Source organism: Nocardia inohanensis NBRC 100128, assembly GCF_001612945.1.
Classification (GTDB): domain Bacteria; phylum Actinomycetota; class Actinomycetes; order Mycobacteriales; family Mycobacteriaceae; genus Nocardia; species Nocardia inohanensis.
This window is the reverse complement of the sequence record NZ_BDBK01000001.1, coordinates 282,956-309,391: the sequence shown is the minus strand read 5'-3', so window position 1 is coordinate 309,391 and position 26,436 is coordinate 282,956. Positions and strand designations below refer to the sequence as shown.

Sequence of the window (26,436 nt, the reverse complement as noted above, 5' to 3'; positions counted from 1 at the left end):
GCCACACCTAGTCGGGGGTGACGATGGCGAAGTTCTTGTCGCCGGGGTCCAGTACCGCGACAAGTCGCTGGAGGGCCGAGCCGTCGCCGGCGAGGTCGCTGCCCGACTTCGCGATCCCCTCGGCGGTCAATCCGCCGAGTACCAGTGCCGGCAGACCGCGGCTCGTGGTGGTCAGGGTCGCGTCGGCCGAATCTCGTTGCGGGTGACCGCTGTAGGTGAGGACGCCGTTGGCCAGCCGCAGCCGGTAACGCTGATCGGTATCGGTGAGCACCACGTCGATCGACAGGTTCTCATCCCACGCCTTCGGCCCGTTCACCTGAATGGCGATGGCGTCGAACAGCATGGTCGGCGAGAGCTGGTTGACGACATCGGGTGCGGTGGTCTCGGTCGGGGTGCCGAATTGGCCCTCTCGCAGCTCGGTCGCGCCCGAGAGATAGAAGCTGCGCCAGGTCCCGTTCTCGGAGCCGTAGCCGAGCTGTTCGTAGGTGTCCGCGAGCAGTTCGCGGGCCTGGACGTGATCCGGTTGCGCGAAGACGACATGATTGACAACCTGTGCGACCCAACGGAAATCGCCGGCCTCGAACGATTCGCGCGCCTTGTCGACCACCGCGTCTGCCCCGCCCATGAATTCCACATACCGTTTGGACTGCTCCACCGGAGTGTGTTCCCACAGGCTCGCCGGGTTGCCGTCGAACCAGCCCAGATAGCGTTGATAGACCGCTTTGACGTTGTGACTGACCGAGCCGTAATAGCCGCGCGCGCTCCACGCGTTCTCCAGCGCCGGCGGCAGTTCGATCTCCTCCGCGATCTCCGGACCGGTGAGCCCCTTGTTCAGCAATCGCAGGGTCTGGTCGTGCACGTAGGCGTACAGATCACGCTGGGTGGACAGGAACGCCCGCACCCGTTCGTTCTCCCAGACCGGCCAGTGGTGGGAGGCGAAGACGACCTCGACGTCAGCACCGAACAGGTCGATGGTCTCGGTGATGTAGTTGGCCCAGCCGTGCGGGTCGCGCACCACCGCGCCACGCAGGGTCAGCAGATTGTGGAAGGTGTGGGTGGCGTCCTCGGCAGCGCACAAAGCCTTGAAATCCGGTAGGTAGATCAGCATTTCCGAGGGCGCCTCGGTGTCGGGCGCCATCTGGAACACCAGGCGCACACCGTCGACGGTCTCCTCGTGGCCGGTGGTGGTGATGAAGTCGGTCGGTGCGATGAGCGAGACGGTGCCGATCGACACCGTCTGCCCCAGCCCGGCGCCGACGTGACCGCGCGGGCCGCGGGCGAGCGCGGCGCCGTACATGTACGCCGCCCGCCGGTTCATCGCGGTTCCGGCATAGACGTTCTCCGAGACCGAATGCTCGACGAAACCTTCCGGCGCGAAGATCCGCACCCGCCCGTCGTCGACCTCCTGCTGGGAGACGAAACCCTTCACGCCGCCGAAATGGTCGGCATGCGAATGGGTGTAGACGATGGCCTTGATCGGGCGATCGCCGCGGTGCTGCCGATACAGTTCCAGTGCGGCACGGCCGGTTTCGGCCGAGAGCAGGGTGTCGATCACGATGACCCCCTCGTCGCCTTCGATGAAGGACGTGTTCGACAGATCCAGGCCGCGTACCTGATAGATGCCCGGGACGACCTCGAACAAGCCGTCGATCGCCGCGAGCCTGGACTGCCGCCACAGGCTCGGGTTGACCGTATCCGGTGCGTCACCGTCGAGGAAGGAGTAGGTGTCGTTGTCCCACAACACCTTTCCGTCCGCGGCGGTGACCGCGTTCGGCGTCCGCCGGGCGATCAGGCCCCGGGTGGCGTCGGTGAAATCCTGGGTGTCGGAGAAGGGCAGCCGCTCGAGCAACGCCCGATGCTGCCGGGCAACGGAGGCGGAGGCCGGTTTCGGTGTCGTGGTCATGCCAGAGCCTTCGCTTTCAATTGATCGAATTCCTGCTGGGTGATGGTGCCTTCGGCGAGCAGCAGTTTGGCGTCGGCGATCTGGGCGGCCGGATTGGTGCCGGCGGTGTCGCGGATGTAGTCGGCCTGGGCTGCCCGCAGTTGCTTCGCTTCGCTCGCGGAGCGTTGCTGCATCCCGGTGCCGCGCACGATCAAGTACACCAGCGAGGTGATCAGCGGCAAGAAGATGAGGAAGACGATCCAGACCGCCTTCACCCAGCCGGAGGTTTCCCGATCGCGGAACAGATCGCCGATGATGTAGAAAAGCAACAGCAGATAGGCGACGAAGGCGAAGCTCACCAGGATGAGCCAGAGCACTTCCCAGAACGACATGGTGCACCTCGATTGCTCGGACGGACTGTCGCCCCGGAAGCGTGACGACTGCCGTGACCGTATTTCGGTGCGCGATGTCGCGGGATCACCCGATCCGGGTGAAGGAGAGCACGAGCCGAGACGCAGGACCGCTAGCGATAGCGCAGTGTTTGCGACATGCCCACCGGATCGACCTGACGCGGTCACCCATGCGGTTGGGTGAACTCTTCGGTATCGAATCACCGGAAAATCGGACGCGCCGATGCCAACGCCCTAGGCTCAGGGTTCTCGAGATCGTTCACCCGTTTCGGGCGATGTCTGCAAAAGGGTCGCTCTCATTGCACAAAACGAGCAGTTCGCTCCGGTAAAGTCCGCCTTCAGAGCAGGTAGCCCGCTTTCGGATCGCCGCAGGAGCCACGATGACCGTTTCGCCGCCGCTGAATCCGTCAGGGCGCCATGGCGAATCATCGACAATCCGCGACGGAATTCCACGATTGGCATTCACCCCACTGCCACGCACTCATCTCGTCGCCGCATTGGACGAATCGGCAACCAATGCACACGGCGGTGTGCTGCTGATTTGCTCTCCCGTAGGAACGGGAAAAACGGTGCTGTTGACCGAATGGGCCGCCCGGCACGATGCCCGCACCTTCCCCGGTGGACTGGCGTGGCTGACCATGACGGACGACCCGCGGACCGCGAACCCCTGGCAGCGACTGCGGACCTCGCTGGAGCTACCGCCCGCTCCTCGCGGCCCGCTCGCCTCGCCACAGACCGAAGCCGCCGACCTCGCGGAAGCCCTGGCCGAGCGCGCGCAGCGGACCCTGCTCATCATCGACGACGCGCACCTGGCCACCGACCCGGCGATACTGACCGCACTGGAACACTTCCTGCTGCACGCGCCCGCCTGCGTGACCACCGTCGTCGCCGCACGATTCGAACCTCCGCTGCGCTGGCATCTGCTCGAGCTGAGCTCGCAACTGCGGCGGTGGGACGCCGAGGAATTGGCGTTCTCCCCCACCGAGATCGGACAGGTCTGCCGCGAACAAGGTTGTGCCCTCGAGGAATCCGAGATCACCCTGCTGATGAACCTGACGCGGGGCTGGCCCGCGCTGGTCCGCATCGCGGCCATCTACCTGTCGGGCCGGCCCGAGGAGCCGGCCGCGGCGCTCACCGCCCTGGCCCGGCTGCCGAGTTCGGTCTCGGACCTGTTCGCCGGGGAGCTCATCGACACCCTGCCGCCCGGGCTCCGGCTGTTCCTGACCTACACCAGCGTGCCCGCCGAGTTCACCGAACAACTCGCCGACGATCTGATCGGCGGCGGGGCCGGGCACTGGATGCACGAGCTCACGCGCGCGAGCTATCCACTCACCAGCATCGTGCGCGACGGGGAGATCTGGTTCACCTATCACCCGATGCTGCGCGCGTATTTCCTCGCCGAACTCAACCGCCTCGGTTCCGAGATCACCGCGGAACTACACCTGCGCACCTCGCTCTACCTGCGCTCGATCGGACGACCGGCCACGGCGCTCCCGCACGTCCTGAACGTGCGAAACCGGCAGGCGCTGGCGGACTTCCTCGCCGAACATGCCCTGAGCATGACGCTGGACGGCCAGGGCGCGGTGCTGTTCGACGGCCTGGCCGCACTGGACGACACGCCGGCGACCGACCCGTTCCTGCGCCTGCTACACGTGGTGGACGCGCTCAGCCGCATCGATCTCGCCGCGGCCACGGCCTGCTACGGCACCATCGACATGGGAGCCGAGCCGGCCAGCGCGCTGGTCTCCGGCGAAGTCCTCACCGCCCTCGCCATCGCCGTGGACAGCGAAATGGCCGCTGCCACCGGGATTTCCACCGATACCGACCCCGCCGAGCTGCCGCCGGCGACCGGGCACTCCGACCTGGACTGCTATGTCGCCGTCGAATCCGCCACCGCGCTGCTCGCGCGGGGTGAGCTGACCGAGGGCGAGCAGCGCCTGCGGGCGGGTCTGGCCGTGGCGGGCATGCACGCCCACCCCCGGCTGCGCCTGCGGGCGCTGACCCGGCTCGCGATGGCGGCCGGGGTCATCGGAACGCTCACCACCATGCGCCAACGTGCCCACGCCGCAATGGAATTCGCCGGCGCTCACGAGCTGGGCGAGACGGCCGAAGCCGTGCACGCGGCCGCGGTGTCCGCGCTGGGCGCCTACCTCCAGGGCGATCCATACGAAATCGATTCGAGCGCAATGCTTCTCGGTGAGCATCGGTTACTCGACGGATCGCTCGCACCGACCGGCGGCTGGCCGACCCACATGATCGGGATCCTGTCCGCGTTCGACGCCACCGCGGACAAGAACACGGCCGCCGAGCACCTGCGGCACGGATTCTCCCGGCTGCTCGACACCCATCCGGCGGCACTCAACGGCGGACTGCTGCCGCTGGTGGTGTGGGATCTGCTGTGGGTGCGGGAAACCTACGAGGCGCAATTGCTCGTCGAGCAGGCCCGCGCCGTTCTGGGCGAGCCCCCGGAGATCGTCATCGCGCAGGCCGCGCTCGCGGCGGACGCGGGCAAATCGCGGACCGTCCTGGACCTCGTCGACCCGCTGCTCACCGCCACTCCCCCGCCGCACCCCACCCACCTGGTCACCGGGTGGCTGCTGCACGCGTGCGCCCATCACGAACTGGGCAGCACCGTCAAGGCCAGGCAGGGGATCGAGAACGGTTTGCGGGAGGCCGCCGCCGAACGGATCGTCCGCCCGTTCCTGGACGTGCCCGGGGCGCTGGCGCTGCTGGATCAGTTCACCGGCAGCTTCGGCCGCCACGACGCGTTCGCCGCGACCCTGCGCCGACATCCGCTGGTGCGCAGGCGTTCTCGCCATCCCACCCTGACCAGGACCGAGCTCAAAGTACTGCGGAACCTGCCGTCCGGACACACCGCCCAGCAGATCGCCGACAATCTGGGCGTCTCGGTCAACACCGTGAAAACCCATCTCCGGGGAATCTATTCGAAACTCGGGACGCGCTCGCGCACCGACGTACTGGCCGAGGCCCGCCGCAGCGGCCTGCTCTGATCCCACGCTTTTCACCCGCACCGGATGAAGTCGGCGCCGGCGCTCCGGCACAGACTCTGACGATGTCGACGAGATACCAATTCGTGGTCGACGGGGAACTGTCGGAGCGAGCGCTGGCCGCGTTTCCCGAACTCTCCACGGCACCCGCACGCCAGGGCATGACGGTGCTGTTCGGTGCGGTCGCCGGTCCCACCGCCATGCGCGGCATCCTCGCCCGCATCGACAATCTCGGGCTCACGCTCGTGGAAATGCGTCAACTACCGAACTGAGGTGAGGATGATGCACCTGCTGGCGCCCGCCGGCCAACGGCGAACCCTGGACGAACTGGTCGACCGGCTCGATTTCCGGGCCGGCGACACCGGTGCGAAACGGTCGGCATTCTGGATCATGCTGACACTGTCCGGCGTGATAGCGATCTCCGGAATCATCGGCGACTCCACCGCCACGGTGATCGGAGCGATGATCGTGGCGCCGCTGTCGGTGCCGATCCTCGGAATCGCCCTCGGCATCGCCACCGGCCGGGCCGCCCTCATCGGGCGCAGCCTGCTGCTGGTGGCGGCGGGGGTGGTCCTGGTCATCACCATCGGCTATCTGTTCGCGCAATTCCTGCCCAACCCGGCCAATGTGCTGTCCAATTCCCAAGTGCTGGGCCGGACTTCACCCAAGCTCATGGATCTCACCGCCGCGCTGGCCACCGGGCTGGTCGGTGTCGTAGCGATGATCCGCCGCGATGTCGGCGATGTGCTGCCCGGTGTCGCCATCGCCATCTCGCTGGTTCCGCCGCTGGCCGTGGTCGGCGTCTGCCTCGGTTCGAACGCGCCCGAACTGGCGCTGGGCGCGTTCGTGCTGTTCGCCTCGAATGTGGTCGCCATGGTCATCACCGCCACCGTCGTTCTGGTATCGACCGGCTACGCCCGCGACGCGGGCGCGGCGCCCCGGCGTGTGCGCGCCTACGCCGTCCTCGCGACCGCGCTGATCCTGGTCGCGGTCCCGATGGTGGTGAACTCGCTGTCGTCACTGTGGGCCGACCGCATCGCGAACGCGACCCGCGCCTGGTTGACCGGCATCCCCGGCGCCCAGGTGGACGAGGTGACCTTGCACAGCGATACCGCCACGGTGCGCGTGCTCGCCCCCGACGAGCTGCCCGCGCTCGCCGATCTGCAACGGAAGGTCGACGCGGTGGTGCCGTGGCATCCGCGCGTCATCGTCGTGCACACCGTCGGCGGCCGGATAGAGCAGCGATGACCGTCCACCACGGGTAGTGGCCGCGAAAACAGAGTGCTGTACGGTTTTGGGGCTGGGTGCACCAGAGATAGCCGGTGATGAGCTCGGGGGCTCGGAAGTGAAAGGAATTTCTCTCTTTTGTCTGCTGATCATGCGCGCCGTCGCGCTCGGACGGTCGCGAACACAACGCTGCTCACCCTGACGCTCAGCGCCTCGCCCCTGTGCGGCACCGCGCTGGCGGACCCGCCGGCCATCGAGCCCCCGAGCGCGAACACGATCGCCGACAACGGATCTCGCTCCGGGTCGGCCTCGGGCAGCACCGCCGACGGCCCCGACGGCAGCACCGCCCCACCCGGCGCCAACGACTTCGGCTGCCGACCGAGCGCGGCCCACCCACGGCCCGTCGTCCTGGTCCACGGCACCTGGGGCAATCAGAACGCCTGGGACGTACTCGCACCGCAGCTGAAAACCGAAGGCTACTGCGTGTTTTCGCTCAACTACGGCAAAGACGTCACCAGCGTCATGGGCGCCAAGCCTGGCTCCTACGGCAACGGTGACATCCGCGAATCCGCCGAGGAACTCTCCGACTTCGTCGACCGCGTGCTCGCCTCGACCGGCGCCACCAAGGTCGACCTGGTGGGACATTCACAGGGCGGCACCATGTCCCGCCAATACCTCCGCTTCGACGGCGGCGCGGCGAAGGTAAGCAAAATGATCACCATCGCAGCCACCAACCACGGCACCACCATGAACGGCCTCATCACCCAGGCCACCGGCAGCGCATCCGGCAGCGCCGCGGGCTCCAGCAGCGGCAGTTCCGGCCTGGCCGGCGGCCCGATCGGCGCGGTCTTCGGCCTGGCCTCCACCCAGCAGCTGGTGGGCAGCGAATTCATCACTGCCCTCAATGCCGGAGGCGACACTCTCCCCGGCATCGACTACACCGTCATCGCCACCCACGTCGACAAGACCTCCACCCCACCCGAAGCAACCTTCCTCACCGCGGTCCCCGGCGCCACCGTCGACAACCTCTGGGTCCAAGACATCTGCTCGAACGACACCACCCCCCACGGCGATCTCCCGAAATCCCCGACAGTGGCCTACATCGTCGAGAAAGCACTGGACCCGAGCAGCCCCGCGACTCTCCCCTGCGGCTGATCCCAGCTCTCCGTCGAGTACGACGAAGTGACACCCTCCGTTGCCGCCAGGGCATCGGCGGTCATCGCATGAGTTCGACATAGCCTGTCGACCAGCGGGCGTAGGTACATTCCGGACGGACGGTGATCACGTCCATAAGTCGCACGAGGTCGACAGGCACTATCGAGCCTTCGAAGCATTTGGTTCCGAACGAAAGACACCCGAGGACTTCCAGACACCGCCCTGCTCCGCGACGGGCTCACGCATCAGTTTCAACATCACGATCATCGACAAGCAGACCTGCATCGTGCAGCCCTATCTCCCCAGGGCTCGGGGCGTGGACTCGCCGACCCTCGTGGCACGCCGCAGCGATCACGCGGGACTGTTCGATACCTTCAATCAAGTGTTCGAAACCGACTGGGCGACCGGGAAAGAGGTTGGCGCGCAATGACAGTCGATTCCGCTGCGATGCTTGCGATCGCCCGCCAGGCGGCTGCCATCGGAGCCGGCCTGATGACCACCGGAGAACGGGGTGCGGTACAGCGGAAAAGCGATCGCGACTTCGTTACCGATCTGGACCTTCGCATCGAAGGCGCGGTTCGCAGCCACCTCGAGAAAGAGACGCCCGATATCGGATTTCTCGGCGAGGAGGAGCACGGCACCCACCCGGCGCTCGATTCGGGCGAGGCGATCTGGGTGCTCGATCCCATCGACGGCACCTCGAATTTCATTCACGGGCTGCCACTTTCGGCGATATCGCTCGCCCTGGTCGAGAAACGCAGCCCGACCGTCGGTGTGATAATCGCCCCGTTCCTGGGACTCGACTATCACGCGACAACCGGGCTCGGAGCCTTCGCCAACGGCCGCCCGATGACGTGTGCGAGACCGAGCTCACTGAGCGAATCGATCGTCGCTTTCGGGGACTACGCCGTCGGGACCGACGCGGATAGAAAGAACCGGCGCCGCGTCGCGCTCACAGCCGCCCTGGCGGCCTCGACCGAACGGGTTCGAATGTTCGGATCGGCCGCTCTGGACCTCGCATGGGTGGCGGAAGGCAGGATCGACGCCTGCGTCATCCTGTCCAACAAGCCATGGGATACCTCGGCGGGCGTCCTCATAGCGCGCGAGAGCGGCGCGCTGGTGACCGACTCCCGAGGGTTGGACCACACCCTGGAATCGGTCGACACCATCGCTGCGGCACCAACCGTTCAGACAGAGTTACTCGCCCTGATCAGAGGCTCCGATAGACGTGTGATCAGCGGCGAGGACTAGTCCTTCTTCATCATCTCGTAGATGCGCTTGCACTCCTGGCAGACCGGGGAGCCGGGCTTGGGGGACTTCGTCACGGGGAAGACCTCACCGCAGAGGGCGACGACATGGGTGCCCATGACGGCCGATTCGGCGATTTTGTTCTTCTTGACGTAGTGGAAGACCTTGGGGGTGTCGTTGTCGGTCGACTCGTCGGTGGTCGTGTCCGGGCGTACGAGGGTGTCTGTGCTCACCAGTACATGATGCCAAATGGGGATCGGTCGGCGGCGGGATGTGCGTCCTACGTGTTGTAGTGGAAGACTCGGGGTATGCAAGGTGACGGCGAATCCCAGGCCGAGGTACCAGGCGGCGGAGATCGCCCGCAGTTCGAGTTCCGGCCGGCTGGTTCGGTTCCTAAGCCTGAGCGGCCCGCTCAGGGGTATTTTCCGGGTGAGAAAGATCATCCGGCGCTGATCACCGAGGCGCAGACGTCGCTGGAGCAGCAGCATCGCAATCGGGTGAAGCGGTACACGATCATTATGGCGTTCCGGATTCCCTGCCTGGTGTTGTCGGCGGTGGCCTACAGCGTGTGGGGTAACTGGGTGATCTCGCTGCTGATCATCGGGGTGTCGATTCCGCTGCCTTGGATCGCGGTGCTGATCGCGAACGATCGGCCGCCGCGGACCAAGGACGAGCCCAGCCGGTGGGATGGGCGGCGGAATCAGAAGGAATTGGAGTCACGCCCGCATCGGGCTATCGACGGGTGAGGCCGGTTCGGCGGGCTTGCGGCGGATGCTCGCGGACATGAGGGCGGCCAGGGCGCAGAGTGCGCCGGCGATGTACCAGGCCAGGGTGTAGCTGCCGTTCAGGTCGCGGATGACGCCCGCGCCGAAGGCCGCGATGGCCGCGCCCACCTGGTGGGAGGCGAAGACCCAGCCGAAGGCGACCGGGCCGTCGTCGCCGAAGTGCTCGCGGCACAGGGCGACGGTGGGCGGGACGGTGGCGATCCAGTCCAGGCCGTAGAAGATGATGAACGCCCACATGCTCGGTTGCACATCCGGGGCGAAGAGGGCGGGCAGGACCAGCAGGGACAGGCCGCGCAGGGTGTAATAGCCGACCAGCAGGTAGCGGGAATCGACGCGGTCGGTGAGCCAGCCCGAGGCGATGGTGCCGGCCACATCGAAAATGCCGACCAGGGCGAGCAATCCGGCGGCGGTGGTGGCGGGCATGCCGTGATCGTGGGCGGCACTGACGAAATGGGTGCCGATCAGGCCGTTGGTGGTCATGCCGCAGATGGCGAAACCGCCTGCCAGGAACCAGAACACGGGCTTGCGGGCGACCGTGAACAGGACGGTCAGGGCACGGGCGGCGCCGCCCTTGGCGGGCGTGCGCACCCCCACTTGGCTGCCGGGTTCGGCACCGTAGGCCGTGACACCGACATCGCTCGGGAAATCGCGAATGAACAAGAGCACCAGCGGGACCACCGCCAGCGCCAGGCCCGCCACCACGAGAGCCGGTGTGCGCCAGCCGTGCTCATCGGCCAGCCGTGCCACCAACGGCAGAAAGACCAGCTGTCCGGTCGCGCCCGCCGCGGTGAGCACACCGGTGACCAGGCCGCGTTGCTTCACGAACCAGCGGCCGGTGATGGTCGCCACGAACGGCATCGACATGGAACCGACGCCGAGACCGACCAGCAGGCCCCAGGTGGCCATCAGTTGCCAGGGCTGGGTCATGAAGACGGTGAGCCCGCTACCCGCCGCGATGAGCAGCAGCGCGCACGCCACCACCCGGCGAATGCCGAAGCGGTCCATGAGCGCCGCCGCGAAGGGCGAGATCAGGCCGTAGAGCAGCACATTCACCGATACCGCCGCGCCGATCGTGCCGTGCGACCAGCCGAATTCGCGGTGCAGCGGATCCATCAGCACGCTGGGCACGGAACGGAACCCGGCCGCGCCGATCAACGCGACGAAGCCGACGGCGGCGACGATCCATGCCGGATGCACTCGGCGGCTCGGCAACACGGACCCCTCCGGTCGACCGTCCACGCCGGGCGGGTGCGATGTGGTCCCGGCCGGTGGCGTTGCGGCGCTGTCGGTCGATGACGCTGTGCGGGCCGGTGATTCGGGGGTGGGATCGGTCCGTAGTTCGCTCACCGCTAGAGCGTGACGGATCAGCGGCTGGCGATCGAGTGGCCTGAATGCCACAATGCGTCAATATCTGGCCAATTGCGAGGAGGAGTCGTGGTGATGCCGCATCTGGTGGCCGTGCTGGCGCTGGAACCCATCGTCGGCTTCGATATGGCGATCCCGCCCACCGTGCTCGGCTCGGCCAAGGACGCCGACGGGAATCCGCTTTACAGCGTGCACATCTGCGGGGTGAGCCAGGATCTGGTCCGCTCCACCACCGGATACGGGGTGATGCCGGAGTTCGGGCCGGAACTGCTGGCCCGGGCGGACACGGTGATCATTCCCGGCACCCAGATCCCGGGCCCGCGCACCCAGGGCGTGCTGCCGCCGGAGTTGGGCGCGGCGCTGGCCACCATCCGCCCCGATGCGCGGGTGGTCTCCATTTGCACGGGTGCGTTCGTGCTGGGCGCGGCCGGATTGCTCGACGATCGCAGCGCCACCACGCACTGGAAGTTCGCCGACATGTTCCGCTCGCTGTATCCGCGGGTGCGACTGGACGAGAACCAGTTGTTCGTGCAGGACGGAAATGTCTGGACCGCAGCGGGTTTGGCGGCTGGCATCGACCTGTGCATGCACCTGATCCGCTCCGATCACGGCAGCGCGGTGGCCAATCGCGTGGCCCGCTACTGCGTGGTGCCGCCGTGGCGGGAGGGCGGGCAGTCGCAGTTCATCGAACGGCATCTGCCCGAACCGGGAGCCGACGGCACCGCACCCACCCGTATGTGGGCGCTGCGTCACCTCGATCACGAACTGGACTTGAACTCGCTGGCCGGGCACGCGTGTATGAGCGTGCGCACCTTCACGCGCCGGTTCAAGGCCGAAACGGGTATGGCCCCGGGCGCGTGGGTATTGCAACAGCGACTGCGGCACGCGCGGCACCTGCTGGAATCCACCGATCTGGCGGTCGATGCGGTGGCGCGGTCGGCGGGTATGGGCACCGCCGCCTCGCTGCGTCACCACATGCGCGCCGAGGTCGGGGTCTCACCGCAGGTCTACCGCAAGACCTTCCGTGACCGTTAGCGTCGATATCGCAGTTCGCGAATGATGGGAGACAGCATGACGATTCGATGGATCTGGGCGTTTCTCGACCGTCCCGCAACGCAGTTCGACGAATGCGCGGAGTTCTGGTCGGCGGTGACCGGCACCACGCTCTCGGCCAAGCGCGGCGAGAACTCCGAATTCGTCACGCTGCTACCGGATTCCGGTGCGCCGACGCTGAAAATGCAGGCGGTGCCCGATCACGCGCGGGTGCACCTCGATCTGGATGTCGACGATGTCGCGGCCGAGACCGAGCGAGCGACGAGGCTGGGCGCGACGCTGGTGCTCGAACATCCCGACTACATGGTCCTGAAATCGCCGCACGGCATGACGTTCTGCCTTACCCCGGCGAGCCCGAGCACGGGCGAACTCGCGCCGACCGTGACCGGGCCGGACGGTGATCGCAGCCGGCTGGATCAGGTGTGCGTGGATATCGGCGCGTCGGACCACGAGGACGAGGTGCGGTTCTGGACCGAACTCACCGGCTGGCACTGGAGACAGGGCAGTCTGCCCGAATACTCCCGGCTCACCGCCGATCCGGCACTGCCCATCGGCCTACTGCTGCAACGCCTCGAGGAAGACCGGCCGACCTCGGCGCATCTGGATCTGGCCTGCACCGATTTCGAGGCCACCGCCGCCTGGCACGAAAAGCTGGGCGCGCGCCGCGTGGAGCGCGGGCAGGGGTGGCTGGTCATGACCGACCCGGCCGGTCAGCCGTACTGCCTGACCGGCCGGGAACCGGCCTGACGCTCGATGATTCAGTTGCGCTTCGGCTGTGGCTGACGCGGCACGGCCGGGGCGGGAGCGGAGTTGGCGAGGGCTTCGAGATCTTCGAGGAACTTCTCGATGCTCTCCGAGCGCGCCTGCGGGGTGCTGATGTGCTCGCGCACCTTCTCCTCGGTGAGCGCCAGCATGGCGGCCGAGAGATCGACCTCCAGGTCCCGGATCAGCTGCCTGCGGAATTGCAGGATCTGATCGCGGCCCTGGCGGCGCACCCGTTCGACCTCCGCGGCGGCGGCCTCGCGCATCTGAGCGATGATGCGGTCGGCGTCGACGCGGGCTTCCTCGCGCATGCGCTCGAGTTCGCTCTGGGCTTCGGACATGGCGCTGTCGTACGCCGCTTTGGCGTTCTCCAGCCGGGTCGCCGCCTGTTCGCTCTCCTCGAGCTGTTTGCGGACGGTGTCCTGAGCCTTGGTCATGATCGTCTTCACGTATGGCGCAATGTATTTCACGATGAACCAGACGATCACTACGAACCCGAATAGCTGACTCAGGAAGACGGGCCAATCGAAGGTGATGTCGTACAGTCCTTCGGCGGCGAGTATGCCGTCGGTGAGGATCACGATGACCCCCGTCCTCTCTGGTGGCCGGCACTGGTCCGGGCACGGTCGTTCACGCCGAGCATCCGATCGGCCAAATTCTGGGCGAGCGGTTCGACTGATTCGCGTAGTTCGGCGGCGACCTGGTCGGCCTCGGCACGTAGGTGTGCCGTGGACTCGGCCACGATGCTGTCCGCTTCCTGCTGCGCTTCGGCGCGCAATTCCTCGAGGATGGCCCGGCCTTCGGCACGCGCTTGATTGCGTATCTCGGCGGCCTCGGATCGGGCCTTCTCCATGGCGGTCTGATAGCGCTCTTGCGCGTCGCCGAATATCTCGTTGGCTTCCTTGGCGGTCGCCGTCGTGCGTTCGACCCGTGCCTCCCGTTCCGCCAATACCTTCCGGATCGGCGGGACGACGAAGAACCAGATGACTCCGAGCACGATCAGGAAGATCGCCAGCTCGGCGAAGAAGGTGCCGTTGGGGATCAGGAAGTTCCCCGAGGCTTCGACATCTGTTCTTGGAGACATGATTTCGCCTATGCGCCGGGAGTGGCGAATACGAACAATGCCATGAACGCCAGGTTGATGAAGTACGCGGCTTCCACCAGACCGACGGTCAGGAAGAAGTTGCCGCGCAGCTTGCCTTCGGCTTCGGGTTGCCGGGTGACGCCGTTGATCAACGCGGCGCCGGCCAGGCCGTCACCGATTCCCGCGCCGATGGCACCGCCCGCCAGGATGATGCCGCCGCCGATGAGAGCGCCCTGGACGATTGCCGGATCTGCTGCCATTTTTCACTTCCTTATCGGAATTATTGCCCGAACGACAGTGTCGTTCAGTGTTTCTCATGCTCCAGCGACATCGACTGGCTGAAGTACAGGACGGTCAGCAGGGAGAAGATGAATGCCTGAATGGCTCCGACGAAGAGGTCGAAGAGTTTCCAGACGGCATTCGGACCCCAGCTGATCCAGAACGGGAACAAGGTGATGACGGCGACCATCACACCGCCGGCGAACATATTGCCGAAGAGTCGCAGGGACAGCGACAGCGGTTTGGCGATCTCCTCGATCACATTGATGAAAATCATGGGGCCCCAACCGGTGTGGCCCTTGAGCAATTGTTTGGCGTGATTGCCCGCGCCGCGCCGCCAGATGCCCGCGCCTTGGTAGAACAGGAACACGAACAGCGCCAGCGCGTAGACGAAATTGACGTCCGAGGCGGGCGGTGCGATGAGTTCGCCGTCGCCGTACTGCACCGGCAGGATGGAGAGCCAGTTGGACAGCAGGATGAAGGTGAACAGGGTGACCGCCAGGGGCAGCGCGAACGGCGCGACCTTCATGCCGATGGCGCCCTCGACCTGGTTTCGCATAGCGACCGTGACCGATTCGAAGAACAGCTGGACACCGTTGGGCACGCCCGAGGTCAGCTTGATCCGCAGGTAGAAGGCCAGGGCCAGCACGATGAGCGCGGCCACCGAGGTCGAGACGATGGTGTCGATATTGAACTCGAGACCCCACAGCTCGGCGACGGCGTGTTCGCCCACATGGATCTTCGGCTCCGAGTCCCCTTCGGCGGCCAGAGTCGTGGAAAAAGTCGTCTGAGCTAACGAAGCAATGGGAAGCGTCATGAGGATTGCCGAAGCCCTTTCACCTCGGGCACCACGGTGTGGAGTACCAGGATGATCTGAAATAGCGCTAAGCCGAAGAAGATTCCGATGCCGTAGGGCCGCGTGAACATGGCGACCACGATGGCCAGGCCGGTCAGCAGCAGCAAACGGGAGGCAGACGACAGCGCCATCTTCTGCTTGCTGGGTGTTTCCGAATCGGTGATGCGCACAATGGACATCCAGGTTATCTGGGCATTCAGCCAGCCGAGTCCTAAACCGGCGCTTATGAAAACACCCAGCAACAATCGATCGAACACTCCAGCAGCCATCAACGCCAGTACGCCTACCGCGAGTGCAATTGCAGTCGCGCGGCGCATTCGGAGCCTGTTGACGTCCACTTACGACACCGCCTCGCCCTCATCCCACCTCGTAGTGGGGCCGTGCATGATCAATAGCATACACAGCCCAACCACGTTGCGCGGCAATAATTCTGATCTTCAAATCTTTGATCTTGATATTTATCAAGATCATTCAGTTAATTTTCCGCGACAATTTTCCGATATCAGTGCTGGACAGCCTTTTCCGCGCCCGCGCCGGTCAGCGATCGCACCTGCATCTCTTCGTACTTGGCGTCGTTTCGCTCCCTGGACAACAGGGTGCCCAGCCACCCCAGCGCGAACGAGGCGGGGATGGAGACCAGCCCCGGGTTGGACAGCGGGAACCAATGGAAGTCAACGGTTTTGAGCATGGAGGTGGGTGCGCCCGAGACCGCCGGCGAGAACACGATCAGTACGATGGTGATGGCCAGCCCGCCGTAGATACTCCACAGCGCTCCGGCGGTATTGAAGCGCCGCCAGAACAATGAATACAGAATGGTCGGTAGGTTTGCCGACGCCGCCACCGCAAAGGCAAGGGCCACCAGGAAAGCCACGTTCTGGTTCTTGGCCAGGATCCCGCCCACGATGGCCAGCGCGCCGATCACCACCGCGGTGATACGCGCGACCCGCACCTCGCTGTCCTTACCCTCACCACTGCCCTTCTTGATCACATTGGCGTACACGTCGTGCGCGAACGACGCCGAAGCCGTGATGGTCAGCCCCGCCACCACCGCCAGAATCGTCGCGAAGGCAACGGCCGCAACGAATCCCAGCAGCACCGGCCCGCCCAGCTCGAGCGCGAGCAACGGTGCGGCAGCGTTCTCCTTCCCCGGCGCTTTGGCGATCTTCTCCGGTCCGACCAGCGCCCCCGCGCCGTACCCGAGCACCAGCGTGAACAGATAGAACACTCCGATCAGCCCGATCGCCCACACCACCGAGCGCCGCGCGTCCTTGGCCGTCGGCACGGTATAGAACCGCATCAGCACATGCGGCAGCCCCGCCGTGCCCAGCACCAGAGCCAATGCGAGAGAAAGGAAGTCGAGCTTGGTGGTCTCGTTCTTGCCGTAGCGCACGCCGGGTTCGAGCAACCGCTCCCCCACCTTGCCGCCGTGATCGACCGCGGCCTGCAACAGACTGGACAAATTGAACCCGTACCGCGCGAGCACCCACAAGGTCATCGCCCCGGCCGCGCCGATGAGCAGCACCGCCTTGACGATCTGCACCCAGGTGGTGCCCTTCATCCCGCCCACGAGCACGTAGACGATCATGATCGCGCCGACCACCGCGATCACCAGATTCTGTCCGGCAGTACCGGATACGCCCAGCAGCAGCGAGACCAGCACCCCCGCACCGGCCATCTGCGCCAGCAGGTAGAAGAGGCTGACCGCCAGCGTGGAAGTGGCCGCGGCCGCCCGTACCGGGCGCTGCTTCATCCGGAAGGCCAGCACATCCCCGAGCGTGAATTTGCCGGTGTTCCTGAGCAATTCGGCCACCAGCAGCAGCGCCACCAGCCACGCCACCAGGAAGCCGATCGAGTAGAGGAAGCCGTCGTACCCGTACAACGCGATGGCTCCCGCGATGCCCAGGAAGCTGGCCGCCGACAGGTAGTCGCCGGAGATGGCGATCCCGTTCTGCGGTCCGGAGAAGGCCCGGCCGGCGGCGTAATAGTCTGCGGCCGTGCGGGTATCGCGGCTGGCCCGGAACACGATCACCAGCGTGACCACCACGAAGGCCGCGAAGATGGAGATATTGAGCAGCGGGCGGCTGCCTTCGACGGCGGCGGCGAGCGGTGCGTTCATCGGACCGGTCCTTCCAGATCGGTACGCAACTCGTCCGCGATCGGGTCCAGCCGCCGATCCGCGTAGCGCACGTACAGGCCGGTGATGACGAAGGTCGAGACGAACTGGAGCAGGCCGAGCACCAGCCCGACCGTGATATTGCCGAAGAGCTTTTCGGACATGAACTCGTGCGCGTAGTCGGCGAGCAGTACATACAGGGCGTACCAGGCCAGGAAGAACGCGGTCATCGGAAAGACGAAGACGCGGAATCGGCGGCGGAGTCGCTGGAATTCGGGGCTGTCGTAGGTGGGTGACCAGTCGGGAGCCGGCCCGCCGGTTTCGGTTTCGGTAGTCAACTGCGATACCTCCTCGTGAGCCAGGTCACAGTAGCAACGATCACGCTTCCGAACGGGCGAAATAACCGCAGGTGGGGCCGCGATTCAGCGGCGAAGTGAGGCTCGGTTCACAGGGCGCACGCCCAGCAACCGATCGGTTTCCCGCCACCGCGGGCCGCCGAAACCGCCCCGCCGCCGAATGCCGGAAGGTTGCTTTGGCAGAGTTCGCTCTCATGCCGACGAATCGCTCCCTGGATCTGCGCTCGCCGACCACCGCCTCCCCGCTCGCCGAGCTGGCCCCGGACCTACGCGCCGCGCTGATCCGGGTCGGCTACAACGCCGACACGCTCCTGGCAGCGCTCGGCGACGACGCGCACGCCGCCCTCGGCCGCGGCGAACCGGTGCCGGTGCGCCGCGCCGCCGCCGGGCTCGGCGAGCTCGGCACCCTGGTGCGCCTGCTGCTGCTCGGCGATCCCATGCCGGAAGACGCAGTGGCGGCCGCGCTTTCGCCGGTCGATATCGGCCGCGCCGTCACCGCCGGACTGCTCGAGCGTGACGGTGACGCGATCCGCGCCGCCCTGGACCTGCGCCCGCTCGACCTCGGCCAGGGCACCCGCTGGGTGTTCTCGGACCTCGACGACTCCATGCGCCGCCGCGCCCTCGATACCGATCACGTCCTCGGTGTCGGCCAGGCGTCGCTGTCGCTGCTGCGCGCCACCCCCACCCGCGCCACCGGCACCGTGCTCGATCTCGGCACCGGCTGCGGGGTGCAGGCGGTGCACGCCATGTCTTACGGGCGGGTCGTCACCGGCACCGACGTGAACGAGCGCGCCCTGTGGCTGGCGCGGGCGTCCGCCGCGCTGAACGAGATGGATATCGAATTCCTCGAGGGTTCCTGGTTCGAACCCGTCGCCGGCCGCGTGTTCGATCAGATCGTCGCCAATCCCCCGTTCGTGGTCGGCCCCGCCCGCGTCGAGCACACCTACCGGGACTCCGGCCTGCACCTCGACGGCGCCAGTGAATTGGTCATCTCCGGGATTCCGGAGCTCCTCGCCCCGGGCGGCACCGCGGCACTGCTCGCGTCCTGGGTACATATCGAAGGCGAGGACTGGCGCAGCCGCGTCGCGAGCTGGCTGCCCGATCACGGCATCGATGCCTGGATCGTGCAGCGCGATGTCGCCGATCCCGCCCTGTACGTCGGAACCTGGCTGCGCGACGCCGGATTGGATCCGCGCGAGGAGGCCGCCCAGGCCCGCGCCGCGGCCTGGCTCGATGCCTTCGCCGCCGACAAGGTGGCGGGCGTCGGCTTCGGCTTCGTCTATCTGCGCGCCATCGACGGCCCGACCGAATTGCTGGCAGAGGACCTCACCCACGGTTTCGACGATCCGCTCGGCGATGAGGCGATTCGATACTTCGAGCGCTCGGCGTGGCTGCGCGCCGTGGCGACCGATCCGGAGCTCATCCTCGCGAGCCGCTTCGAGGTCGATCCGGCGACCGCGCTCGAGCGCGTGTACCTGCCCGGCGCGGCAGGCTGGGAGCAGCGCGTGGCCCGGTTGCATCGCGGCGACGGCCCGCGCTGGCAGCACGAGGTCGACGACACCACCGCCGCGCTGCTCGCCGGAATGCGCCCGGACGGCCTGCCGCTGCGAGAGCTGGTGGAGCTGCTCGCCTTCGGTGAGACCGGCGATGCCGCCACCCCGGAATTCGAGGCCGCGGTGCTGGGCGTGGTGGTCGGCTTGGTGCGGCACGGGCTGATTCACCCCCGCTGACCGACTCACCGGATCGCCGCGGAACACCTCTCCGAATCGACCGAACCGCCGGACATCTCCAGTGTCCGGCGGTTCTTTGAATGTGATACCGGTCACTCTGGACCGGTGGCCGTGTTTGTACCCGGAATCCCACGGGGCATTCCCTCGTTACACCAGCACTCGAACGGATATACGGCAGGGCAGAGACCCGATAAGACGTAATCGATTGCCGTGAACCGAAGTTCGACGCCGGCGGTGGCAACCACCCGGACACCGAGGCCCGCTCGCCGGCTGCGCGTGATCCGCAGGATACGCGCTTCTCAGGAACTTCTCAGCCGTGCGCCGTAAAAACCGCAGCTCAGAAGCGGTTTATGAAAGCTCAGGCGGGGAACTTTCCTGATGTCGGGTCCGTTGAACGGAGCGAGACACCACCGACAGGAGGCAAGTCATGACAAGCCCCGCCACCACTGACGTGCGCATCAGCGAACAGGACCTCGACGCCCAGAGCCCCGCCGCCGACCTGGTACGCGTGTACCTGAATGGGATCGGCAAGACGGCGCTGCTCACGGCTGCCGACGAGGTCGAGCTGGCCAAGCGCATCGAGGCGGGCCTCTACGCGCAGCATGTGCTGGAGACGAACAAGCGCATCGCCGCGGCCAAGAAGAAAGACCTCGCGATCATCGTGCGTGAGGGTCAGGCCGCGCGTCAGCATCTGCTCGAAGCGAACCTCCGCCTCGTGGTCTCCCTGGCCAAGCGGTACACCGGCCGCGGCATGCCGCTGCTGGACCTGATCCAGGAAGGCAATCTGGGTCTGATTCGCGCCATGGAGAAGTTCGACTACACCAAGGGTTTCAAGTTCTCGACGTACGCCACCTGGTGGATTCGTCAGGCGATCACCCGCGGCATGGCCGACCAATCGCGCACCATTCGCCTCCCCGTGCACCTCGTCGAACAGGTCAACAAGCTGGCCCGCATCAAGCGCGAACTGCATCAGCAGCTCGGGCGTGAGGCCACCGACGCGGAACTGGCCCGCGAGTCCGGCATCCCGGTCGAGAAGATCGCCGACCTGCTGGACCACAGCCGCGACCCGGTAAGCCTGGACATGCCGGTCGGCAATGACGAAGAGGCCCCGCTCGGCGACTTCATCGAGGATTCGGAGGCCACCTCCGCCGAATCCGCCGTGATCGCCGGACTTCTGCACCGCGACGTCCGCACCGTCCTGGCCACCCTGGACGAGCGCGAACAGCAGGTCATCCGCCTGCGCTACGGCCTCGACGACGGCCAGCCGCGCACCCTCGACCAGATCGGCAAGCTCTTCGGGCTCTCCCGCGAGCGCGTCCGCCAGATCGAACGCGAAGTCATGTCCAAGCTCCGCAAGGGCGAGCGCGCCGACCGCCTGCGCGCCTACGCCAGCTGACCGGTCTCGGACCGTCCCGGAACATCGGGCCGTCTCGAGGCGCCGGCCCGATCACAGACGCCGGTTGGTTCTCGCATTCCATGTCCCCCTGCGGAATGCACGAACCAACCGGCGTCTTGCTGTGTGTGCGTAGCTCATCGGGGCGGGCTCGGCATCGGCCGGACGGATCCGCACGCGGTCGAGGCCCTCGACACTCCGGTCTCTCAGCCGATCGAGGCGAGGGCCTGGCAAGGCGTGGGAGTAGGGAGAGCGCCCTTGGCGAACCGGGCGGGCGTGGTGCCCATCAGGGCCCGGAAATCGGCGGCGAGATGCGACTGGTCGTAATAGCCCGCGGCGGTGGCCCGGTCCGCCCAGGGGGTGTTGGCGGCGGCGGTGAGGATCTGGCGGACCCGGGTGATGCGCGCGAAGTGCTTGGGCGAGACGCCGATTCCGGTGGTGAACAGATTGCGGAGCTGACGTTCACTGACGGCGAGCGTGGCGGCCAAGGACTGGATGGAGGCGGGCTTGGTGGTGAGCGTCGTGACGGCGGCATCGAGCAGGCGACGGTGCTCACGACGGGTGGGATCGTCCGAGAGCTGCTGTGGGAGTACGGCTTCCAGGAACGGGAGCACGTCCTCCGGGGCGAGTTCGGTGAGGTGATCCGCCAGCGCCGCGGCCGGGCCCGGCAGATCAGCCAGGCGCAGGATGCGATCGGTGAGCTCGGCGGCGGGGACGCCCAGCAGCGCGGGGGCCGCGCCGGGAGCCAGCCGCAACCGCAGGCACCCCGCGGGTTCGGTCGGCGCGGCGTAATTGGCCTGGGTATACGGACCGAGCACCAGCGCGTCCCGGCGGCCGGAGAGTTCGGTGCGCAGCACGACGGTGGTGACCGCACGCGGCAGATGAGTGAACGAGGGTGGCAGTTCACGCAGGGTGGAGATGTGACCGATGTCGGTGATCCACGGCCGCAGCGACTCCGGCGGCGCGAGCGGGCGCTCGAAATGGTCGGCGGTGTCGGGGGCCTGATCGAGCGCGGGGGTCACCGGTTCACTGTAGGCAGCCCGGACGGCCGGTGTCTGTGCCGGTTTTTCCTATATCGCGACGGGGTGGCGGCGGCAGGGTTGTCGGCATGATCGTGATTACGGGTGCCACGGGCACCATCGGCAGCGAAGTGGTTCGAATCCTGGCCGCGCGGGGTGTGGCGGTGCGAGCGGTTACGCGGAATCCCGAGGCGGCCGTGTTCCCGGAGAACGTGGAGGTGGTGCGTGGCGACTACACCGACACCGCTTCCCTGACAGCGGCTTTCGCGGGCGCCGAGGCCGCCTTCCTGGTGGGGCTGCTCGGGCCGGAGTTCATCGAGACCGAGCAGGCGCTGATCGAGTCCGCGCGGGCGGCGGGTGTGCGGCGGCTGGTGAAGCTGTCGGCCATCGGGACCGGCGATCCGGAATTGGGGCGGGTGGGGACCTGGCATGTGCCCGGCGAACAGGCGGTGCGGGACAGCGGCGTGGAGTGGACGATCCTGCGGCCGAGCAGTTTCGCGTCGAACACATTGAGCTGGGCCGCGATGATCCTGGCCGGGCAAGCGGTGCCGAATATGACCGGCACCGGTACCCAGGGCGTGATCGATCCGCGCGACGTGTCCGCCGTGGCGGCCGAGGCGCTGCTGTCGGACGCGCACGCCGGACGCGTCTACACCCTCACCGGACCGGAGTTGCTCGGCACCGCGGATCAGGTCGCGGCGCTGGCCGACGCCACCGGCCGCACCATCGACGTTTTCGATATCGCAGAGCGGCAGGCTCGCGAATTCATGCTCGGCGCAGGCATGTCCGAGGAGTACACCGACGGCTCGCTCGCCGGGCAGGCCTTCGTGCGGGCGGGTGGCAATGCCATCGTGACCGGTGATGTCGAGGAGGTGCTGGGCCGCGCGCCGCGCACCTACGCCGAGTGGGTGCGCGATCACGCGGCCGCGTTCACCGGTGTGACGGTGAACGCGGGCTGACCGGTCAGGCCGCTTCGGCGATCACGGCTAGGCGGTCGAGCATGGCTGCCCAGCCGCTGCCCATAATGCTGCGCGAGCGCTGCATGACCGCATTGTCGGGGTCGAATCCGGTGTGGCTGAACAGCATTCGGGTGCCGCGCCCCTCCGGGCGCAGGGTCCAGGTGACCACCCAGCCGGTCGGGGCGGCGGCCTGGGCATCGTCCCAGCTGACGCTGAGCCGTTCGGGCGCAACGGCTTCCAGGACGGTGCCGCGGATCTGGCCGGAGAACTGCTGGCCGGGCATTGGCTGGGTCTTCATCTCGAAGACGTTGCCCGCCACGGGTTCGAAGCCGATGGGCTCCATCATCCACCGGCCCATGAGTTCGGGAGTGGTGATCGCCCGCCACACCTTCTCGGGCGGGTGCGGGTAGTAGTGGTCGAGTTCGATGGCGGTCAGGTCGTCGGTCATCGGGGATCCTTGTCGTCGGGTTCGCGGGTTTCGTCGGGCATGGCGTCGAGCACCTCGCCCAGGGCGCGCAGCCGTTTCCGCCAGTAGCGCTCGAACGGATCGAGCCAGGACTGCAATTCGTGCAGCGGTTCGGGTTCGACCCGGTAGAAGCGCTGTCTGCCGCGCTTCTCCTCGGCGACCAGGCCGGCGTCCCGCAGCACTTTGAGGTGCTCGGAGACGCTCGGCCTGGCCATATCGAAACGTTCGGCGATGACCTGCACCGATTGCTCGTCCTCGAGCAGCAGTTCGAGGATGTCGCGCCGGGTGGGATTGGACAGCGCCCCGAACACCTTGTCGGCGGTGCCGGATTTCAAGCGGTACGGCATGCGTTCGAGAATAGGTAGGAATTGCCCTACCTGTCAACCGTAGGCATTTTCCTACCTTTCTATGAGAAGGGAGCCGCGCGGCGATATGCCGCGCGGCCCGCAGCGGGGCTAGCCGGAGTTGCGCAGAGCGGTGGCCAGGCCGTTCATGGTGAGCAGAATGCCGCGCTCCACCAATTCGGAGTCGTCCCCGGCGCGCCGGCGGCGCAGTAGTTCGACCTGGAGCTGGTTGATGGGTTCGAGGTAGGGGAAGCGGTTGTGAATGGACTCGGCCAGCGCCGGGTTGTCGGCGAGCAGCTCGTCCGCGCCGGTGATCGCCGCGTACATGCGGGCGGTCCGGGTGAACTCCGCGCAGATCATGCCGAATACCTTGGCGCGCAAGGCTTCATCGGGCACCAGTTCGGCATAGTAGGAGGCGATATCCATATCCGCCTTGGCCATGACCTGCGCCAGGTTGGACATGACGGTCCGGAAGAACGGCCAGCGCCGGTAGAGGTCGGCGAGGGTGGCCAGCCGGTCCGGATCGTCGCCGATCCATTCCTCGAACGCGGAACCGGTGCCGTACCAGCCGGGCAGCATGACCCGGGACTGGCTCCAGGCCATCACCCAGGGGATGGCGCGCAGGTCGTAGACGGAATTGGTGGGCTTACGCGAGGCGGGGCGGCTGCCCAGATTCAGGTCCGCCACTTCGGCGATGGGCGTGGAGGCCCGGAAATACTCGACGAAGCCCGGGGTTTCGTGCACCAGCCGCGAATACGCTTGGCGGGCAAGCTCGGCCAGCTCGTCCAGCACCGCGTACGCGGGTTCGGCATCGTCACCGAGGCCCTCCACATCCAGCAGGGTGGATTCCAGGGTGCCCGCGACCAGCGCCTCCAGATTGCGGAACGCGGTGCCCGGGTCGGCGTACTTGGTCGAGATGACCTCGCCCTGTTCGGTCAACCGCAGCGAACCCCGCACGGCTCCGGCGGGCTGGGCCAGGATGGCGTCGTAGCTGCGACCGCCGCCACGGCCGACGGTGCCGCCGCGACCGTGGAAGAGCCGCAAGCGAATTCCGGTCTTGCGGGCGGCGTCGACCAGGTCGAGTTCGGCGCGGTACAGCGCCCAGTTGGCGGCCAGATACCCGCCGTCCTTGTTGGAGTCCGAGTAGCCGAGCATGACCTCCTGCTGCATGCCGCGCGCGTGCACCAGCCGCTGATAGGCGGGGACTTCCAGTGCGGCGGAGAGGATTTCGGCGCCGTGCCGCAGATCGTCGATGGTTTCGAAGAGCGGCACCACACCCACCGGGCTCGACGGCGCGGTCTCGCCGTCGCCTGGATCGAGAATGCCCGCTTCCTTCAAAAGCAGTGCGGCTTCGAGCATATCGCTGACGGAGGTGCACATGCTGATGATGTAGTTCGGCACGGTGTCCGGCCCGAGGTCGTCCAGCGCGGCCTTGGCGGCCCGCACCACCCCGAGTTCCTTGGCGGCCAGTTCGCTCAGCTTCGCATTGGGTCCGACCAGCGGCCGGCGCGTGGTCAGTTCGGCGGCGAGCAGTTCGACGCGCTGCGCCTCGTCCAGCGACGCGTAGTCGGAATGCACTCCGGCCCAGGCGAACAGCTCGGCCACCACCTGCTCGTGCATCTCCGAGTTCTGCCGCATGTCCAGGCCCTGCAAATGGAATCCGAAGGTTTCCACCGCGCCGCGCAGCGCCGCCAGCTGATCGTCGGCGAGCAGTCCGTCGCCGGAAGCTCGCATTGACGCGTCGACGATATTCAGGTCCGCGAGGAATTCCTCCGGCCCCGCATAAGGTTCGGCGGCGACATCGATACCACCGGGCAGGGTCTCGCCGAGCGACTGCCGCGCCGAGGCGCTCAACCGCGCCCGGATGCCGCGAATGGCCCGCCGGTACGGCTCGTCGGCGCGCTGCGGGGAATCGTCGAAGCCGGCATCGGCCAGCGCCGCCAGTTCCGGCGTGACCGGCACCAGCCGCGCCGATTGGGCGAGCGATTTCTCCAGGTCCACCAGCATTTTCAGGTAGCGTTCGAAGGCCACCGTCCCCGCGCGATGGGTGGCGCGGTGCACCACTTCGGCGGTGACGAAAGGATTCCCGTCGCGGTCGCCGCCGATCCACGATCCGGGGCGCAGGATCGGCCGGGCCAGCAGTTCGTGGGTGGGCCAGCGGTCGCGCAACGCCGCCCGCACCTGACCGTTGATCCGCGGGATCACATCGAAGAGGGTGAGGTCGTAGTACCGCAGCCCGACCTCGATCTCGTCCTGAATGCGCAAGCGCGCCAACCGGATCAGCGCCGCCCGCCACAGCGCGAGCACCTGCCGCCGGATGTCGGTCTCGATCTCGGCGAACTCGGGTTCGTGCTCGCCATAGCGCTGCCGTCGCCGCATGAGTTCCGCGATCCGTGACTGCACATCGAAGATGGTGCGCCGCCGCGTCTCGGTCGGATGCGCGGTGATGACCGGTGAGACCAGCGCGTCGGCCAGCAGCTCCGCCACCTTGTGCCCGTCCGGTCCGGCCGCGTCCAGCTTCCGGTAGGTGGCCGCGAGGCTGGAGTCCTGCGGCGGCTCCCCCGCCGCCACGTGCACCGCCCGCCGCCGGTCCCGTTGCAGGTCCTCGGCCAGATTGGCCAGTAGCAGGAAGTGGCTGAACGCCCGGATCACCGGGATGGCGGTGCGGATGTCCACATCGCGCAGCATGTCGGCCACGGCGCTGCGATCCACCTCCGAGCGTCGTACCTTGAACGCCTCGATGCGCACGCGTTCGATGAGGTCGAAGACATCCGCGCCCTCATGATCACGAATGGTGTCGCCGAGAATGCCGCCCAGGAACCGGATATCGTCGCGCAGCGGCGCGGTGGCCGTCTCGATCTGCTCTTCTCGCAATCCCATCGCCTCTCCATACCGGCGGAACTTCCACTGTCTCAACACCTGTGGGCGTGTGACGGCCCAGG

Annotated in this window: 27 protein-coding genes; 12 read left to right on the top strand and 15 right to left on the bottom strand. The window is 66.8% G+C overall.

Translation table 11 applies throughout. The features are described 5' to 3' along the window. Positions 1-7: 7 nt before the first annotated feature. Positions 8-1,903, bottom strand: a complete 1,896-nt coding sequence (locus tag NI1_RS01455) for an alkyl/aryl-sulfatase (protein ID WP_067813292.1) — start codon at positions 1,901-1,903, stop codon at positions 8-10. After that, on the bottom strand, positions 1,900-2,274 hold the full coding sequence (locus NI1_RS01450; RefSeq protein WP_067813290.1) for an SHOCT domain-containing protein: 375 nt from the start codon (positions 2,272-2,274) through the stop codon (positions 1,900-1,902). Before NI1_RS01450 ends, NI1_RS01455 begins: the two co-directional genes overlap by 4 nt. 398 nt (positions 2,275-2,672) lie before the next feature. On the opposite strand from NI1_RS01450, the gene NI1_RS01445 reads away from it, so the two are divergent. From NI1_RS01445 to NI1_RS01425, 6 genes are all read left to right on the top strand, one after another. Continuing rightward, positions 2,673-5,303, top strand: coding sequence for a winged helix-turn-helix domain-containing protein (locus NI1_RS01445; RefSeq protein WP_369690117.1), 2,631 nt, complete (start codon positions 2,673-2,675; stop codon positions 5,301-5,303). 62 nt (positions 5,304-5,365) lie between these two features. Then, entirely contained in the window at positions 5,366-5,572 is a 207-nt protein-coding gene (locus NI1_RS01440; RefSeq protein WP_067813285.1) for a DUF8691 family protein, read from the top strand. A 7-nt stretch (positions 5,573-5,579) separates the two neighbouring features. After that, complete coding sequence (locus NI1_RS01435) at positions 5,580-6,548, top strand: TIGR00341 family protein (protein ID WP_067813283.1); 969 nt, start codon at positions 5,580-5,582, stop codon at positions 6,546-6,548. Between the two features lie 117 nt (positions 6,549-6,665). After that, positions 6,666-7,682, top strand: coding sequence for an esterase/lipase family protein (locus tag NI1_RS01430; RefSeq protein WP_067813279.1), 1,017 nt, complete (start codon positions 6,666-6,668; stop codon positions 7,680-7,682). A 286-nt stretch (positions 7,683-7,968) separates the two neighbouring features. Further along, on the top strand, positions 7,969-8,112 hold the full coding sequence (locus tag NI1_RS40045; RefSeq protein WP_369690116.1) for a DUF5919 domain-containing protein: 144 nt from the start codon (positions 7,969-7,971) through the stop codon (positions 8,110-8,112). Beyond that, on the top strand, positions 8,109-8,933 hold the full coding sequence (locus NI1_RS01425; protein ID WP_174564443.1) for an inositol monophosphatase family protein: 825 nt from the start codon (positions 8,109-8,111) through the stop codon (positions 8,931-8,933). The genes NI1_RS40045 and NI1_RS01425 overlap by 4 nt, the downstream gene beginning before the upstream one ends. Here the strand turns inward: NI1_RS01425 and NI1_RS01420 are convergent. Further along, positions 8,930-9,163, bottom strand: a complete 234-nt coding sequence (locus NI1_RS01420; protein ID WP_067813275.1) for a DUF3039 domain-containing protein — start codon at positions 9,161-9,163, stop codon at positions 8,930-8,932. The genes NI1_RS01425 and NI1_RS01420 overlap by 4 nt on opposite strands. A 75-nt stretch (positions 9,164-9,238) precedes the next feature. On the opposite strand from NI1_RS01420, the gene NI1_RS01415 reads away from it, so the two are divergent. Continuing rightward, positions 9,239-9,676: a DUF3099 domain-containing protein gene (locus NI1_RS01415; RefSeq protein WP_084522453.1), complete on the top strand. Its 438-nt coding sequence runs from the start codon at positions 9,239-9,241 to the stop codon at positions 9,674-9,676. Here NI1_RS01415 and NI1_RS01410 read toward each other — a convergent pair. Beyond that, positions 9,647-10,954 carry an MFS transporter gene (locus tag NI1_RS01410; protein WP_157534965.1) on the bottom strand — a complete coding sequence of 436 codons (1,308 nt, stop codon included), beginning with the start codon at positions 10,952-10,954 and terminating at the stop codon, positions 9,647-9,649. The two genes, NI1_RS01415 and NI1_RS01410, sit on opposite strands and share 30 nt — an antisense overlap. A gap of 201 nt (positions 10,955-11,155) precedes the next feature. Here NI1_RS01410 and NI1_RS01405 point away from each other — a divergent pair, with 201 nt between their 5' ends. Together NI1_RS01405 and NI1_RS01400 are read left to right on the top strand one after the other, a co-directional pair. Beyond that, complete coding sequence (locus NI1_RS01405) at positions 11,156-12,115, top strand: GlxA family transcriptional regulator (RefSeq protein WP_067815044.1); 960 nt, start codon at positions 11,156-11,158, stop codon at positions 12,113-12,115. A 36-nt stretch (positions 12,116-12,151) separates the two neighbouring features. Continuing rightward, positions 12,152-12,880, top strand: a complete 729-nt coding sequence (locus NI1_RS01400; protein WP_067813273.1) for a VOC family protein — start codon at positions 12,152-12,154, stop codon at positions 12,878-12,880. 11 nt (positions 12,881-12,891) lie between these two features. Here the strand turns inward: NI1_RS01400 and NI1_RS01395 are convergent, their stop codons facing one another. The 7 genes from NI1_RS01395 to NI1_RS01365 form a co-directional block, all read right to left on the bottom strand. Continuing rightward, positions 12,892-13,476, bottom strand: a complete 585-nt coding sequence (locus tag NI1_RS01395; protein WP_067813271.1) for a F0F1 ATP synthase subunit B family protein — start codon at positions 13,474-13,476, stop codon at positions 12,892-12,894. After that, entirely contained in the window at positions 13,473-13,979 is a 507-nt protein-coding gene (locus NI1_RS01390; protein WP_067813270.1) for a F0F1 ATP synthase subunit B, read from the bottom strand. Before NI1_RS01390 ends, NI1_RS01395 begins: the two co-directional genes overlap by 4 nt. Positions 13,980-13,987: 8 nt before the next feature. After that, positions 13,988-14,239 carry a F0F1 ATP synthase subunit C gene (locus NI1_RS01385; protein WP_067707019.1) on the bottom strand — a complete coding sequence of 84 codons (252 nt, stop codon included), beginning with the start codon at positions 14,237-14,239 and terminating at the stop codon, positions 13,988-13,990. A gap of 44 nt (positions 14,240-14,283) precedes the next feature. Next, the gene (gene atpB, locus NI1_RS01380) at positions 14,284-15,075 is read right to left on the bottom strand and encodes a F0F1 ATP synthase subunit A (protein WP_084522451.1); all 792 of its coding nucleotides are present in this window, start codon (positions 15,073-15,075) and stop codon (positions 14,284-14,286) included. Continuing rightward, positions 15,072-15,452: an ATP synthase subunit I gene (locus NI1_RS01375; RefSeq protein ID WP_084522450.1), complete on the bottom strand. Its 381-nt coding sequence runs from the start codon at positions 15,450-15,452 to the stop codon at positions 15,072-15,074. Before NI1_RS01375 ends, atpB begins: the two co-directional genes overlap by 4 nt. Positions 15,453-15,616: 164 nt before the next feature. Continuing rightward, the gene (locus NI1_RS01370) at positions 15,617-17,230 is read right to left on the bottom strand and encodes a monocarboxylic acid transporter (RefSeq protein WP_067813267.1); all 1,614 of its coding nucleotides are present in this window, start codon (positions 17,228-17,230) and stop codon (positions 15,617-15,619) included. After that, positions 17,227-17,565, bottom strand: a complete 339-nt coding sequence (locus NI1_RS01365; RefSeq protein ID WP_067813266.1) for a DUF485 domain-containing protein — start codon at positions 17,563-17,565, stop codon at positions 17,227-17,229. The genes NI1_RS01370 and NI1_RS01365 overlap by 4 nt, the downstream gene beginning before the upstream one ends. A gap of 212 nt (positions 17,566-17,777) precedes the next feature. Between NI1_RS01365 and NI1_RS01360 the strand changes: the two genes are divergently transcribed. Together NI1_RS01360 and NI1_RS01355 are read left to right on the top strand one after the other, a co-directional pair. Then, a complete protein-coding gene (locus tag NI1_RS01360; RefSeq protein WP_067813264.1) occupies positions 17,778-19,313 on the top strand; it encodes a DUF7782 domain-containing protein in 1,536 nt (511 codons plus the stop codon). A 427-nt stretch (positions 19,314-19,740) separates the two neighbouring features. Further along, complete coding sequence (locus NI1_RS01355) at positions 19,741-20,709, top strand: sigma-70 family RNA polymerase sigma factor (protein ID WP_067813263.1); 969 nt, start codon at positions 19,741-19,743, stop codon at positions 20,707-20,709. A 203-nt stretch (positions 20,710-20,912) separates the two neighbouring features. Here the strand turns inward: NI1_RS01355 and NI1_RS01350 are convergent, their stop codons facing one another. Next, a complete protein-coding gene (locus NI1_RS01350) occupies positions 20,913-21,728 on the bottom strand; it encodes a helix-turn-helix domain-containing protein (protein ID WP_067813261.1) in 816 nt (271 codons plus the stop codon). Positions 21,729-21,814: 86 nt separating this feature from the next. Between NI1_RS01350 and NI1_RS01345 the strand changes: the two genes are divergently transcribed. Next, positions 21,815-22,684 (top strand): NAD(P)H-binding protein, encoded by an 870-nt coding sequence (locus NI1_RS01345; RefSeq protein WP_067813260.1) that lies wholly within the window; start codon positions 21,815-21,817, stop codon positions 22,682-22,684. A 4-nt stretch (positions 22,685-22,688) separates the two neighbouring features. Here NI1_RS01345 and NI1_RS01340 read toward each other — a convergent pair whose 3' ends face one another. From NI1_RS01340 to ppc, 3 genes are all read right to left on the bottom strand, one after another. Further along, positions 22,689-23,132 carry an SRPBCC family protein gene (locus NI1_RS01340; protein ID WP_067813258.1) on the bottom strand — a complete coding sequence of 148 codons (444 nt, stop codon included), beginning with the start codon at positions 23,130-23,132 and terminating at the stop codon, positions 22,689-22,691. After that, complete coding sequence (locus tag NI1_RS01335) at positions 23,129-23,497, bottom strand: ArsR/SmtB family transcription factor (protein ID WP_067813257.1); 369 nt, start codon at positions 23,495-23,497, stop codon at positions 23,129-23,131. The genes NI1_RS01340 and NI1_RS01335 overlap by 4 nt, the downstream gene beginning before the upstream one ends. Before the next feature lie 108 nt (positions 23,498-23,605). Then, on the bottom strand, positions 23,606-26,374 hold the full coding sequence (gene ppc / locus NI1_RS01330) for a phosphoenolpyruvate carboxylase (protein WP_067813255.1): 2,769 nt from the start codon (positions 26,372-26,374) through the stop codon (positions 23,606-23,608). Between the last annotated feature and the right edge of the window lie 62 nt (positions 26,375-26,436).